14 protein-coding genes and 1 pseudogene are annotated in these 12400 nt (G+C 62.8%); 10 read left to right on the top strand and 5 right to left on the bottom strand.

Going from position 1 to position 12400, the window contains the following annotated elements; translation table 11 throughout:
* Positions 1-3: 3 nt before the first annotated feature.
* From A6745_RS10975 to A6745_RS10945, 7 genes and pseudogenes are all read left to right on the top strand, one after another.
* Positions 4-768, top strand: coding sequence for a DsbA family protein (locus A6745_RS10975; RefSeq protein WP_066126837.1), 765 nt, complete (start codon positions 4-6; stop codon positions 766-768).
* A gap of 184 nt (positions 769-952) precedes the next feature.
* A pseudogene (radC, locus tag A6745_RS10970) lies at positions 953-1447 on the top strand (RadC family protein).
* Positions 1448-1606: 159 nt separating this feature from the next.
* Positions 1607-2053, top strand: coding sequence for a TIGR03757 family integrating conjugative element protein (locus A6745_RS10965; RefSeq protein ID WP_066128708.1), 447 nt, complete (start codon positions 1607-1609; stop codon positions 2051-2053).
* Positions 2050-2997, top strand: coding sequence for a TIGR03756 family integrating conjugative element protein (locus A6745_RS10960; RefSeq protein ID WP_066126834.1), 948 nt, complete (start codon positions 2050-2052; stop codon positions 2995-2997). The genes A6745_RS10965 and A6745_RS10960 overlap by 4 nt, the downstream gene beginning before the upstream one ends.
* Positions 2998-3006: 9 nt before the next feature.
* The gene (locus A6745_RS10955; RefSeq protein ID WP_066126832.1) at positions 3007-4401 is read left to right on the top strand and encodes an integrating conjugative element protein; all 1395 of its coding nucleotides are present in this window, start codon (positions 3007-3009) and stop codon (positions 4399-4401) included.
* The gene (locus A6745_RS10950) at positions 4398-4757 is read left to right on the top strand and encodes a hypothetical protein (RefSeq protein ID WP_066126826.1); all 360 of its coding nucleotides are present in this window, start codon (positions 4398-4400) and stop codon (positions 4755-4757) included. Before A6745_RS10955 ends, A6745_RS10950 begins: the two co-directional genes overlap by 4 nt.
* 15 nt (positions 4758-4772) lie before the next feature.
* Positions 4773-6278, top strand: a complete 1506-nt coding sequence (locus tag A6745_RS10945; protein WP_066126823.1) for a conjugal transfer protein TraG N-terminal domain-containing protein — start codon at positions 4773-4775, stop codon at positions 6276-6278.
* On the opposite strand, the gene A6745_RS10940 is transcribed toward A6745_RS10945, so the two are convergent.
* Genes A6745_RS10940 through A6745_RS10930 form a run of 3 tightly spaced genes read right to left on the bottom strand, consistent with a single transcriptional unit; the run spans position 6275 to position 7434 of the window.
* The gene (locus A6745_RS10940; RefSeq protein WP_066126822.1) at positions 6275-6631 is read right to left on the bottom strand and encodes a DUF3742 family protein; all 357 of its coding nucleotides are present in this window, start codon (positions 6629-6631) and stop codon (positions 6275-6277) included. The genes A6745_RS10945 and A6745_RS10940 overlap by 4 nt on opposite strands.
* A 27-nt stretch (positions 6632-6658) precedes the next feature.
* The gene (locus A6745_RS10935; protein WP_066126820.1) at positions 6659-7117 is read right to left on the bottom strand and encodes a type II toxin-antitoxin system YhaV family toxin; all 459 of its coding nucleotides are present in this window, start codon (positions 7115-7117) and stop codon (positions 6659-6661) included.
* Positions 7117-7434 carry a type II toxin-antitoxin system PrlF family antitoxin gene (locus A6745_RS10930; RefSeq protein ID WP_066126818.1) on the bottom strand — a complete coding sequence of 106 codons (318 nt, stop codon included), beginning with the start codon at positions 7432-7434 and terminating at the stop codon, positions 7117-7119. The genes A6745_RS10935 and A6745_RS10930 overlap by 1 nt, the downstream gene beginning before the upstream one ends.
* A 305-nt stretch (positions 7435-7739) precedes the next feature.
* On the opposite strand from A6745_RS10930, the gene mobH reads away from it, so the two are divergent.
* The 3 genes from mobH to A6745_RS27855 are packed head-to-tail and all read left to right on the top strand — an operon-like array spanning position 7740 to position 10129.
* Complete coding sequence (gene mobH / locus A6745_RS10925; protein ID WP_066126813.1) at positions 7740-9617, top strand: MobH family relaxase; 1878 nt, start codon at positions 7740-7742, stop codon at positions 9615-9617.
* Positions 9614-9838: a hypothetical protein gene (locus A6745_RS10920; protein ID WP_034012201.1), complete on the top strand. Its 225-nt coding sequence runs from the start codon at positions 9614-9616 to the stop codon at positions 9836-9838. Before mobH ends, A6745_RS10920 begins: the two co-directional genes overlap by 4 nt.
* Positions 9839-9871: 33 nt before the next feature.
* Positions 9872-10129 (top strand): heavy-metal-associated domain-containing protein, encoded by a 258-nt coding sequence (locus A6745_RS27855; protein WP_013391817.1) that lies wholly within the window; start codon positions 9872-9874, stop codon positions 10127-10129.
* Here A6745_RS27855 and A6745_RS10915 read toward each other — a convergent pair.
* Both A6745_RS10915 and A6745_RS10910 read right to left on the bottom strand, forming a co-directional pair.
* A complete protein-coding gene (locus tag A6745_RS10915) occupies positions 10089-11513 on the bottom strand; it encodes a heavy metal sensor histidine kinase (protein WP_021195321.1) in 1425 nt (474 codons plus the stop codon). The genes A6745_RS27855 and A6745_RS10915 overlap by 41 nt on opposite strands.
* Positions 11497-12189 (bottom strand): heavy metal response regulator transcription factor, encoded by a 693-nt coding sequence (locus tag A6745_RS10910; protein WP_003097513.1) that lies wholly within the window; start codon positions 12187-12189, stop codon positions 11497-11499. Before A6745_RS10910 ends, A6745_RS10915 begins: the two co-directional genes overlap by 17 nt.
* Positions 12190-12400: the final 211 nt, after the last annotated feature.

Genomic DNA, 12400 nt, shown 5'->3' with positions numbered 1-12400 from the left:
GCCATGGAACAGAAGCGTCCTTCCATTCCGATTCAAGTGCAGGCGTTCCGTCGTCGTCGCTGGCCGCCCCGCTGGCCTTGGGCCTTGGCTGTTGCGCTGGTCGCGCTGCTGCTGATCTGGCTCGTGTCCCGGTCGCCTGGCGAATCCTCACCGCAGTCGCCCACGCCGATCAGCACGGCGCAGGTGTCCGGGCCGCCCTGGCAGATGGGTGATCCCGAGGGCCGTTTCACGCTGACGCTCTATGCCGACCTGGAATGTCCGTTCTGTCGGGAGTACTTCCCGCAGCTCAAGCGCTGGGTCGGCAGCAACGCCGACGTGGCCCTGCAATGGCACCACCAGCCGCTGGCTGCGCACGAGCCGGCCGCGTTGGCCGAGGCGCGTCTGGTCGAGTGCGTCGCCGAAGCCGGCGGGCATGCTGCCTTCTGGCGAGCCGTCGAGTGGGTCTATGCCCACACGCGCAGCGACGGCCTAGGACTGCCCGATGGCCTGCGCTACCCCGAATCGACGCCGGCCGTCGAGCAGTGCATGGCAAGCGAGCCGGTCGACGCGGCCATCCGCGCGCAGGCCGCGGAAGCCACGAAAAGCGGCGTGACAGCCACGCCGTCGCTGCGCCTGCTCGATCGCCAGACGGGCCAGTCCATCCTGCTGCAGGGACCGATCGAAGGCGATGCCTTGCTGTCGTCCATGGACATGCTGTCCGCTGATGAACCACCCGCCACACCCGCCACCGAAATGCCTGCCGACGTTGTCGGCGACATGCCCAGGTAGCCCGCGGTCCTTGAGGCTACGGCGCAGTCTTCTGCGCTGACCGCTCCCCGTTCGCTCCGCATCCTGACCGCGAACAATCACCGCTGCGTGGTGGTGGATGCACCTTGTTCCGTTGTTCTCATCCCTAGGAGGGCTTGCCCTCCCAGGGCGTGCGCCCTCTGATCTCATCATCCGGAGGTTCGCCATGTCTCTCGTCGTCAATGACTCCTGCGTGGAGTCGCTTTCCGCCGTCGCAGCCCAGCATGAGGACTGGATCATCCAGCAGGCTATCGAGCTGCTGGAGAGACGGATCTTCAAAGTCGGACCGTGCCTCAGCCGACCGGCCGCCGTGCGGGACTACCTGCGTCTAAAACTGGTCGCTGAGCCCAACGAGATATTCGCAATCGTTTTCCTGGACAGCATGCACCAAGTGTTGGCCTACGAGCCGATGTTCAGGGGCACGATCAATTCGACTGCGGTCTATCCCCGTGTCGTCGTGCAGCGTGTATTGGAGCTGAAAGCCGCCGCTGTGATCTTCGCGCACCAGCACCCCTCAGGTGTCACTTAGCCGTCGAGCGCCGATCAAGCGCTGACCCAGCGATTGCAGGCTGCGCTGGCGCTCATCGATGTTCGGGTACTGGACCACATCGTCGTCGGTCTGGGAAATCCGTACTCCTTCGCTGAGCACGGCCTGCTGTAGCGCATCGTTTCATTGATCACTGCGGGGGCTTCGGCCTCCGCTTTTCTTTGCGGCGAGACAAGCAGGAATGCGGGGTGCCCGCGATGCGCATTGTTTGTGGGGCCCGCATTGGGTTCGGCGTTTGACTATGACCCTGATCAACTTTCAGGGGCACGCGACATGCCAGCTTCTTTTTCCAGGTTCGCGCCGGGCTGGCGGACCCTTGGTCTGGCCGTTGCGCTGCCAGCCGCTCTCGCGGTTTTCAGCCCGGCCACCTTCGCCGCCGACGTGGTGGTCGTCACCGACAGCCGCCACCCGGTCAAGACCATGGGCGGCGAGCGGCTGATCGAGCTGGACGAAGCACATCGGATTGAAGCGGAGCTTTCTGCCGAACTCCCCGCCGATTCTGAAGAGGCTGCCGCCATCGTCAAGCGTCGGCTGAACAGTAGCGGTGCCGACCTTCAGCGCCGCATTGCATCCGCGTACCAGGGCGTCACCGACGCATGGAGCTTGGGCATCGCCAGCATCCCCGCCGTCGTGGTGGATCAGCGCTACGTGGTCTATGGCGAGCCCGACGTGGCCCGCGCCGTCACGCGCATCCAGCAGCACCGGAGGGCCCAACCGTGACCCGCCCATTCAACCTGATGCGCCGCCTGCGGGCTGGCGTTGCATCCGTGCTGCTGCTCAGCGCCACGGGCAGCTATGCGCTCAACACCGCAACCATCGTCGGCTCGGTGGCATCGCCAGACTGCCTCGAATACCGCGTCGTCGGGATCTGCTACTGGCTCTACTGCACCTGGACGGGCTGTACGGTACGCACGTCCATCAAGGTTCGCCACTACATTCCCGATGCGGTCGTCTCCAGCTACAGCAACACCGGCGAGAGCCCCTGGATCGAAGTCCGGCTGATGAGCACGCCCAACCCATCCGCCCAAGCCGGCGGGGACGGAACCACGAACGAAGGCCACGAAAACAACCTCGAGAAATTCAAGAACGCCGACGTGATCGGCCACCCTGGCGTCGAGGTGTTCAACCAGTTCGTCTCATCGTCGGGCTACTTCTGCGAGGGTGCGGGCACGGCGTTCATGCCGTATCTGCTCAGCACCTTGGACACGCTGGCCTGGCGTTACAACGTGCCCGAGATGGCCTACCCGGAAGCGCTGATTCCGGGCATGCGCGAGGTCGGCGCGCGCTCGACGTTGAACCTCTGGGGCAACGTGTATCCGCGCGGCGGCTTCCTGCACCAGACGGACGATCACAAGGCCGGTGCCCTGGTGGCTCAGCGTGCCGGCGACGTCGTTACTCGGCGCGGGCAGTTGCACGTGTACCAGCCGCTGCTCGCCAATTCCCGCGATGGCTACTGGCCGGCTGGCGCGCTGATGGAGGGCAACGCCTCGACTGGCAAGTGGCAGGAACTCACGCCCGTCCTGTCCTCGTCTTGCACGGTCTTCCCGCGCGGCGGCTCCCTGACGCAAGCCCAGCAAGGCGACTACGCCTGGGCGCTGTGGCGGCCGTATGCCTGCTGCGAACGCCGCGGGCAGGTGTTCCTTGGCAGCGTTGATTTCCTCTGAGGTGCCGCGATGAAGCGTCCTGAACCGACGAATCTCTCCACCAGAGCGTGCCGCCTGCTGCGTCCGACGGCACTGGCCGGCGCGCTCGCCCTGGGCTGCGGCCTGGCATGGGCACAGGCCGGATACCAGAACAGCGGCCCCGTCATCGGTGATGACGTCATGTATTCGATTGGCGGCGGCAGCGCGGTATCCATGGGACGCGCCGCCGGCATGCGCTCGATCGGCGTCGGCGTGGGTTGGAACAGCAACCTGATCTGCGGAGACATGAGCATTCAGACCACGCTGCGCAACCAGCTCAACGGCGTCACGAATGGCTTTCAGCAGATCATGAGTAACGTGATCCAGAGCGCGACCAGCGCGGTGGCGTCCCTGCCTGCGCTGATCATCCAGCGCGCCGATCCGGGCCTGTACAACCTGCTGACCAACGGCGTGCTGCAGGCACGCCTGGATTTCGACCGTTCGAAGCTCACTTGCAGGGCGATGGCCGAGAAGATGGCCGAGACGGCTGGCGGCCAGCTTGGCTGGAACCAGATGGCCGAAGGCATGGCGCTACGCGATGCGGTGTCGAGCACGGATGCCGTGTCGGCGATCGAGCAGGCCGAGACGCGCCGCGGCAATGACGGTGTACCCTGGGTTGGCGGCAGCAATGCCGGCGGTGCAGGCCAGCCCGCTATTCGGGTGGTCGGCGATGTCACCCGCGCAGGCTACAATCTGGTCAACGGTCGTGGCGTGACCGATACATCGTCCATCGCAGCAGCCAGTTGCGCCAGTCTGTCATGCCAGACCTGGTCCTCGCCGCAGCAGGCGATCGAATGGGCCACACGGGTCCTCGGGGAGCAGGAGCAGCGCACATGCGATTCCTGCACCAAGACCGAGACGGTGCCCGGCGTCGGACTGACGCCGCTGATCCAGGAGGAGTACGAGGCGAAGCTGGAAACCTTGCACGAGCTGATCTCGGGGACGCGCAACACGACGTTCGAGAACCTGCGCGAGGCTGGTAGCAACTCACTCCCCATCACCCGCAGCGTCATCGAGGCGCTACGCGACGAGCCGGATCAAGACCTGTTAGCGCGACGCTTAGCGTCTGAGGTCGCTCTCTCGTCGGTGCTAGAGAAGGCATTGCTGCTCCAGCGGACCCTGCTGACGGGCAAGAAGGAACCCAACGTGGCGGCCAACCAGTTGGCCGTCGAGGCGGTGAACAACGAGAGCAACACGCTCGATCAGGAGATCCGCAACCTCAAGACCGAACTGGAGTTGCGCCGCGAGTTGGCCAACAACTCGCCGATGGCCATCATCCAGCGCCATGGTACGCGCGCGGCGGGTTCGCGCGGCGTCTATGAGGGCGACCCGGTGCCCGACCGCCTCGACCAGTTGCAAAAGGGCAATCCGGGAGGTCGGCCATGAGTGCGACCTGGCTGCGGCCGCGCTGGCTGTTCAGTCGGCGCGCGGCGAAGACGCTGGTGTGGACGGTGGCAATCATCGCCACTGCCGTGGGAGCCAACCTCGCCGGCATCTACCTAGTCGGCAGCGTCGCCGGCTGGGAGCGGTGGCTGGCTGCCGCCGCAGGCTATTTCCTGGTGTGGCGGCTGTGCCTGTACGTGGCGACGGCCTACGGATGGGTCTGGATGCGCCGCCGGCTGCTGGCGCGTGAAGCCCAGAACGGCACAGATAGGCAGGCACGGCGCCGCCTAGTGCGCAGCGAGATCGCCGGTGTCATCGCTATCGTGGCGCTGGAAGCCAGCTTGCTGGTGCAGGGCTGAGGGGAGATTCAGGCAATGACGCTTTTTACGACCGACTACCTGGAGTACTACCTCACCCTTGTGTCCTGGATCGTCCATAACGGGATCTGGGCCGTGCTGGTATCCAGCGGGGTGTTTGCGCTGCCCTTTGTGGCAATCATCGTGCAGGAATGGCTGAAGGCCCGCGCGGAAGGCGCGGACGAAGGCAACAAGGGTGTGCTGTCGGCTGCGCGCATCGAGAACCGGGTGTTCGTCGCCATCGTGGTGGTGATGTTCGCTGGCATTCCGTTCATCGACGTGGACCTCAACACCATCCAGTACGACAGCTCGCGCTCGGCGCAGTGCCAGGTCAGCGTGCCGCAGCCTACCGACACGGGCTGGTCGCAGTCTTTCTCGACGCTCAACAACCAGAGCGCCAAGCTGCCGGTGTGGTGGGCCTTCATGCACGCGCTCTCGCGCGCCGTCACGGGTGCCTCGGTGGCGGCGATCCCGTGCGGGACGGACCTGCGGCAGATGAGGATGGAGATCGACGCCACGCGCATCGACGATCCGGTACTGGCTCAGGAGGTGGCGGACTTCACGCACGACTGCTACGGGCCGGCCCGAGCGAAATTGTTCATGCAGCGCCCACAGCTTGACGAAGAGCAGATGCACGATGTCACTTGGATCGGCTCGCGCTTTTTTACGGACACGGCTGGCTACTACGATAACTATCGATCCAGCACGCCACGCAACGACTGGCCCTACGACAGCACCCGCGATGCGGGGCTGGCGCAGGTGGCCAGCAGCGGCGGCTACCCGACCTGCAGGCAATGGTGGGCCGACGGCAGCAACGGCCTGCGCGCACGGCTACTGGGCCAGGTGGATCCGAGCCTGCTGAATCGCTTGGCGGGCTGGGCCGGGTTCCTGAGCCGGGCCCAGGTGGACGATTCGGTGATTCGCACGATCGCCTCACCGCGGCAGCAAAAGCTCAACCAGGGTTCGGTCTATACCGACTACGGCGGCCAGATTGACAAGACCTTGCCGAACATCGTGACGCGGGCCACCGGCGACGTAGGCCTGGCGGTTGGAGCGATTGCCGCGTTCCCTGCCATGGATGTAGTGCGCCAGGCGCTGCCCATGGTGCTGGCCTTGCTCAAGCTGGCGCTGGTCATCTGCATCCCGCTGGTGCTGGTCGTGGGCACCTATGACCTGAAGACGGTCATCACCGTCAGCGTCGTGCAGTTCGCGCTGTTCTTCGTGGATTTCTGGTTCCAGCTCGCACGCTGGATCGACAGCACCATCCTCGATGCGCTCTACGGGTGGGGTTGGGGGTGGAATCGGCCGCACAACAATTTCGATCCGCTGGTCGGCTTGAACAATGCGTTCGGCGACCTGCTCTTGAACTTCGTCATGGGGGCAATGTTCATCGTGCTACCCGCATTCTGGGTTGGAGCGCTTGCCTGGGCCGGCATTCGGGCAGGCAACATTGCACAGATGATGGCGACGTCGACCGATGGGGCCAAAACCGCAGGAAGCAAGGCTGTTAACAAAGTGGTCTAGTCATCCTCATCTTGTCCAGGATCGACGCGCGTTTCGCCACGATATAGACCATAGCCTGACCAGCCCATCCGCCATTCCGCTTTCTCGTCGTCTTCAATGGACACATTCCCGGCAGCTCGGGCAACCATTGCGGTGAACACCAGCAGCAGAGCCAGCCAGAAGGTGGTGTATAGCAGCACACCGAGCACGACCAACTTGACCAACCACAGCAGCGCGGTGGCGCCAGCCGCCGGTACCCCCCTGGAGGCCAGCCAGTTCGACACTCGCCCTTCGCCGCGGGCATAGGCGCGCCATCCGCGGCCGAAGCTGTGGCCAAGCCGTTCTGCGGTGCTGGTGCGGGTTGTCCTACTCATGGTCGTCTCCTGCTACATGCGGAATGCCTATTCCAGTTTGCTCCAATTCTGCTTGCTTGCCAGTACCAATGCGTTCCAGTCGTCTGGCGGATTTCCCCGTCCCAACATCTTCTCAAAAACGGCATAGGGGTCTGACTTGCTCCCCGATGATCGCAAGGTCTGCTCATCATTGACCCAGGCGTACACGATGACCTTCGCCTTCGAGTCGTACCGGAAGAACAGCCGGAACCGCCTTCCGATCTTGGCCCGTCGCCAGTGCCGGTGGGCGGGCCCCAGGGTGTTGCCCTGGCGGTACTCGTCGCGTGCCGGATCACCCGGCACCACATCCAGCATCAACTGACTCAAAGCCCGGAAGAGCTTGACGTTGGCGTTGGACTCGAAGCCCTCCGGATCGTTCTCCTGAGCGCGCCGCGCCGCTGCATCCAACTTCTGCAACTGCTCGATTACGCAGTCATGGAATAGCAGCGTCCAGCCATGCCGTTGCATCAGAGCGCCACTTCCCCGTCGATTTCCTCGTCCAGCTTCACGCCGTGACCCGCTTGCTCCAGCATGGCGCGAGCCAGGTCCTCGGGCAGGCCATGGACGTTCCGGCCCGCCTCGATGTCGCGGGCCAGCAGACTCAGGAACGCACCGATGGCGGGGTCCTCATGCTCGGCGTTGGCACGGGTCACGACGACTTCTCCGTCACGCAGGTCGAACGCAACCTTGCCGCCGGCATCGACGCCGAGCGCCTGCCGGATGGGCTTGGGCAGCGTGATCTGGCCTTTTGAGGTCAGGGTGGCAATTTCATGAATGGCAGGCATGGCCGTTCTCCTAATAGCGATGCCTCGATGGTAAGGAATATTCCTTACCGTGTCAATATGGGGTCGCATGGCGTCCTCCCGAGTCCAAGAATCGGCCCATCGTAGTGCGGGAACACCAAGCCTTCACGCATCAATCCGGCCCGCCGAACCCCGCATTGGCCGTGGACGGTCAATGCCCCACGCCCTATACCCAAATGGTTAAAGGCCAAAGGGCAGAAAGGGCAAGGGAATGGGGTGCAAGGGGAAAGGCCCTACCTCGAAAAGGCGAAAAGGCCTCCCGGTCGGCCCGCCACCAGGACACTTACATGCTCTCACTGTTCCAGCGAAAACGGCCCCCGGTCGCTGCCGCTCCGTCGCCAGCGCCCGCCACCGATCTTCCGAAAGGGTTGTTGCGGCCCGAGTCGGCTGCATCGCTGCTGGCGACGCCGCGCCGGCAGAAGCTGCTGGAGCACATCTGGCATCGCACATCGCTCTCGCGCAAACAGTTCGCCACCCTGTACCGCACGCCGCTAGAACGCTACGCCGAATTGGTCCAGGTGTTCCCGGCTTCCGAAGCGCATCACCACGCATACCCGGGCGGCATGCTCGATCACGGCCTCGAAATCGTCGCTTACAGCCTGAAGCTACGGCAATCCCATCTGCTGCCCGTCGGCGCCAGCCCCGAGGACCAGGCGGCGCAATCCGAGGCCTGGACCGCTGCCGTCGCCTACGCGGCACTGCTGCACGACATCGGCAAGATCGCTGTCGATCTGCACGTGGAGCTGGCCGATGGCAGCACCTGGCACCCGTGGCACGGCCCGCTGCACCAGCCGTACCGCTTCCGCTACCGCGAGGACCGCGAGTACCGGCTGCACAGTGCCGCGACAGGGCTGCTCTATCGCCAACTGCTGGACGCCCAACTCTTGGACTGGCTCAGTGGCTACCCTGCGCTATGGGCACCGCTGCTCTACGTCTTGGCCGGACAGTACGAGCATGCCGGGGTCCTGGGCGAGCTTGTCGTGCAGGCTGATCGCGCTTCTGTGGCGCAGGAGCTGGGTGGTGATCCGGCCCGCGTCATGGCCGCGCCCAAGCACGCACTGCAACGCAAGCTGCTCGACGGGCTGCGTTATCTGCTCAAGGAAGAGTTGAAGCTGAACCAGCCGGAAGCCTCCGATGGCTGGCTCACCGAGGACGCGCTGTGGCTGGTGAGCAAGACGGTATCGGACAAACTGCGTGCGCACCTGCTGTCCCAAGGCGTTGACGGCATTCCTGCGAACAACACCGCGGTGTTCAACGTCCTCCAGGATCACGGCATGTTGCAGCCGACGCCCGACGGCAAGGCGATCTGGCGCGCGACCGTGACCAGTTCCACCGGCTGGTGTCACTCGTTCACGCTGTTGCGCCTCGGGCCCGCGCTGATCTGGGAGCCAAGCGAGAGGCCGGCGCTGTTCGCCGGCACAGTGGCGATCGACGCGGCGGCCACGGACAAAGGGCCCGATGTGTCAGCCACTACTCCGCCGGCCGGAGCGCAGTCAGCCTCGGAGGGCCAAGAGGTTCCGCCATGGGAGGGAGGTAACCCCTCTCGTCCAGCGAAAGGTGAACCGCTGCCCGACGCCATGGAAGACATGCTTTCGATGGTGGGCATGGTGAATTCACCCGCAACCCGGCAGGACGCTGAAGCACCTTCGGAGCCGGTGTCTGCCGCGCGTACTGAAGCGACGACCTTGACCGCACCTCAGCGTTCGTCCCCAGCGCCCAAGCCCACGACAGCGCCATCCGGAGAGCACTTCATGGCGTGGCTGAAACAAGGCATCGCTTCCCGCCGGCTCATCATCAACGACGCGAAAGCGCTCGTGCATACCGCGAGCGGCACCGCCTACCTGGTCAGCCCCGGCGTATTCCAGCGCTATGCGCAGGAGCATCCGCAAGTCAGCGCGCTGGCCAAGCAGGAGAGCCAGCAAGACTGGCAGTGGATACAAAAGCGCTTCGAGAGGCTGCAGCTGCATCGCAAGCAACCGAACGGCCTGAACATCTGGACCTGTGAAGTAACCGGGCCTAGAAAATCCCGCCGTCTGCATGGATACCTTCTGGAAGATCCGAGCCTGCTTTTCTCGGAAACGCCTCCGAGCAATCCCTATCTATCCCTGTTGGGTGAGACCAGACACTGCGAACAGACTTCAGGAAAGCAAGGGGCGTCAACATGACCTCCTCAATTTCGCCGGGGCAGTCTATTGCCGCCAAAGCGCACCTTTATTCAGACAGAGCCAAAGGCCCGATGAGCGCAGCGATGATGGAACAAGGCAGCGCCTCTCCCGTCTCTGGGCTGCACTACGCCGGCAAGAAGCATAAGGTCATCGCTCCCGACCGGGAGATTGTCTTCGAGTTCTCGCAGGACTGTCTGGACTCGGGCCGATTCGCTCCTTGACACCACAAATACAGCTAACAGGAAAGAGCATTCATGAAGTCGATCAACGTTGAAGTCGGAGGGCTTGTATCGAGCCTGAGCGGTGAGGGAGTGCGCCGCAAGCTGCTGTATCTTCACGGCGTCCATAATGCGGATGCCAACTATGTTGCGGGAAGCGCAACGATTCATCTCGACGAGCGATGCCTCAGGGTCAAGGATCTGCGCCATTGCATCTCCGAATGCGGCTATCCGGCACCGAAGCTCACCCGGACTACTGCCGCAGATGGGGCAGTGCCAAGTCAAATCTTGTGACAAGCTCGCTGGAGGTCACGGCAACAGAACCACCATGCGCCTCCGCAATCGATTTCACGATGGCAAGGCCAAGACCGGCGCCCGCCGTATTTCGTTGCCGTGCCGGATCAACTCGGTAGAATCGATTGAAGAGCTTTGGTAGATCGGGCTCAGGAATTTTCTCACCGGGATTGACCACACTGATCGTTGTCCACTGCTCATCCTGCGAGAGCAAGACCGTGATGCTCTTCCCGCGAGGAGTGTGTCGAATTGCGTTCGAGAGAAGATTGTTCAGCGCCCGGGTGAGCATTTCCCGATCCGCCGCTATGCTGCCGATCGCCCCTTTAACGCCAAGCGTAATGCCGCTATCTTCTGCCAGCGCCTCGAAATAGTCGAACAGACTCCGCACCAATTCGGACAGATCAATTGTAGACAAGCGCAAGTTGCGGGGATCATTTTCCGTTTGGGCAAGAAACAGCATGTCTCCAATCATGCGTCCCATCCGATCAAACTCTTCCAAATTTGAATAGAGGATTTCTCTGTATTCCTCGTTGCTGCGCGGCTGGCCAAGCGCTACGTGAGTCTGCGTGACCAGGTTGGTGACGGGCGTGCGCAACTCGTGCGCTATGTCTGCGGAAAAGTGTGATAGCCGGGTGAAGCCTTCCTCGATTCTCGCCAACATATCGTTGAAGGCGAATACCAGTTCCGCCAGTTCGATCGGCACATCCCGAGGATCCAGCCTCACATCCAGCTTTGAAGAGCGAATCGCCCGAATCTCTTCATTGACCTTGCGAATCGGCAGGTGGCCCCACTGCACCGCCAGCCAAGCCACACCGAGCGCCAGGCACATGACCAAGCCGGTTGCCCACCAGAGCATGCGCTTGAACTCCGCCAGGAAGTCGAGATGAAAGCCGATGTCCATGGCAGCGACGATGCGGTAGCCGGGCGCCGCTGAATCGTCAGCAGGCAGTTGCAGCACCACACCTCGATATGACCTCTGATCCTCCTGCCACACGATCAAATCGTCAGCGGTGATGCGGTTGACCAACTTTTTGCTACTGGCAAGTTTAGACAGGTCAGGACCGGGCGTGGCATAGATGCTATTGCCAGCCCCATCGTAGACGCCGTACGTCATCCCATGATGTCCTGCGACTGCGTTGGCCAAGTGTTGCTTCAGTTCGTCGCTTGCGATGTCACTTGCAAGCTGGTGCAAGGGCTGAGCCAAAGCGGTTGTCACTGCCTCCAGTTCGTGGGCATCCTGTTGAGCAAAGTGGTGCTCCAACGACCGGAGAATGACCCAATTGAACACAAGAAACACCAAGGTCGTGGCGATACCAACGAGGGCCGTGACCCTCAATGCAAGCGACGCTGGACGGCTTTGCCGCGGCTTATGGCGCAGGGGCATCATCGGGCGCATCGAGCGTGTATCCCATTCCACGCACGGTGTGGATGAGCTTCGGATTGAACGCATCGTCTATCTTCGCGCGTAGACGGCGGATGGCTACATCGATGACGTTGCTGTCGCTGTCGAAATTCATGTCCCATACCTGCGACGCGATCAGAGACCGTGGAAGGACCTCCCCCTGGCGACGGGCCAGGAGCTCAAGCAACGCGAACTCCTTGCTGGTGAGATTGATGCGTTGGCCAGCGCGCGTTGCGCGCCGGCGCGCCAAGTCCAGCACCAAATCGGCAACCTGGATGCGATCAGGCTGGCTCGGAGCGCTTCCGCGTCGCAGCAGCGTCCGCACCCGCGCCAGCAACTCAGAGAACGCGAATGGCTTGACGAGGTAGTCGTCCGCTCCCAGTTCCAATCCCTTGACACGGTCGTCTACACCGCCACGCGCCGTCAGAAAGAGCACAGGGACCTGTTTACCGGCATCTCGAAGGGCACGCACGATGCGCCAGCCATCGACATCCGGCAGCATGACATCCAAGACCACCAGATCGTATGTCTCGCCCATGGCCAGGTGGTGTCCGTCCAATCCGTTGCGCGCCAGATCCACGACGAATCCCGCCTCCATGAGACCTTGGCGGACGTAATCCGCCGTCTTGTTCTCGTCTTCAACGACCAGCAGTTTCATCGCATGTCCCATGAAATCGCTACGGCGCGGAAAAATAGCCGCTCACGATGTACGCATTCATCCACTTTCAATCAGCAATTTACTGGTTGCCAGCTTCCACGAACATGACACGAACATTACATGAATGTAATTCAGGGGTCATTCGATGGAAAGTGCCCAACCCATAGCATGACCTGCATTGCGTCGAACTGTGCCGCTCAGGATGGGGTGG

Source organism: Bordetella ansorpii, from assembly GCF_900078705.1.
In the GTDB taxonomy this organism is placed as follows: domain Bacteria; phylum Pseudomonadota; class Gammaproteobacteria; order Burkholderiales; family Burkholderiaceae_B; genus Bordetella; species Bordetella ansorpii_A.
The sequence above is the reverse complement of the archived record's forward strand: the minus strand, read 5'-3'. Positions and strand labels throughout refer to the sequence as shown.

Coding starts and splice junctions, on each gene's coding strand:
- A6745_RS10935 (WP_066126820.1), bottom strand. CDS start 7,117: ATGCAACGGCATGGCTGGACGCTGCTATTCCATGACTGCGTAATCGAG.
- mobH (WP_066126813.1), top strand. CDS start 7,740: ATGCTCTCACTGTTCCAGCGAAAACGGCCCCCGGTCGCTGCCGCTCCG.
- A6745_RS10910 (WP_003097513.1), bottom strand. CDS start 12,189: ATGAAACTGCTGGTCGTTGAAGACGAGAACAAGACGGCGGATTACGTC.
- A6745_RS10955 (WP_066126832.1), top strand. CDS start 3,007: ATGAAGCGTCCTGAACCGACGAATCTCTCCACCAGAGCGTGCCGCCTG.
- A6745_RS10930 (WP_066126818.1), bottom strand. CDS start 7,434: ATGCCTGCCATTCATGAAATTGCCACCCTGACCTCAAAAGGCCAGATC.
- A6745_RS10975 (WP_066126837.1), top strand. CDS start 4: ATGGAACAGAAGCGTCCTTCCATTCCGATTCAAGTGCAGGCGTTCCGT.
- A6745_RS10965 (WP_066128708.1), top strand. CDS start 1,607: ATGCCAGCTTCTTTTTCCAGGTTCGCGCCGGGCTGGCGGACCCTTGGT.
- A6745_RS10915 (WP_021195321.1), bottom strand. CDS start 11,513: ATGCCCCTGCGCCATAAGCCGCGGCAAAGCCGTCCAGCGTCGCTTGCA.
- A6745_RS10950 (WP_066126826.1), top strand. CDS start 4,398: ATGAGTGCGACCTGGCTGCGGCCGCGCTGGCTGTTCAGTCGGCGCGCG.
- A6745_RS10945 (WP_066126823.1), top strand. CDS start 4,773: ATGACGCTTTTTACGACCGACTACCTGGAGTACTACCTCACCCTTGTG.
- A6745_RS10920 (WP_034012201.1), top strand. CDS start 9,614: ATGACCTCCTCAATTTCGCCGGGGCAGTCTATTGCCGCCAAAGCGCAC.
- A6745_RS10940 (WP_066126822.1), bottom strand. CDS start 6,631: ATGAGTAGGACAACCCGCACCAGCACCGCAGAACGGCTTGGCCACAGC.
- A6745_RS27855 (WP_013391817.1), top strand. CDS start 9,872: ATGAAGTCGATCAACGTTGAAGTCGGAGGGCTTGTATCGAGCCTGAGC.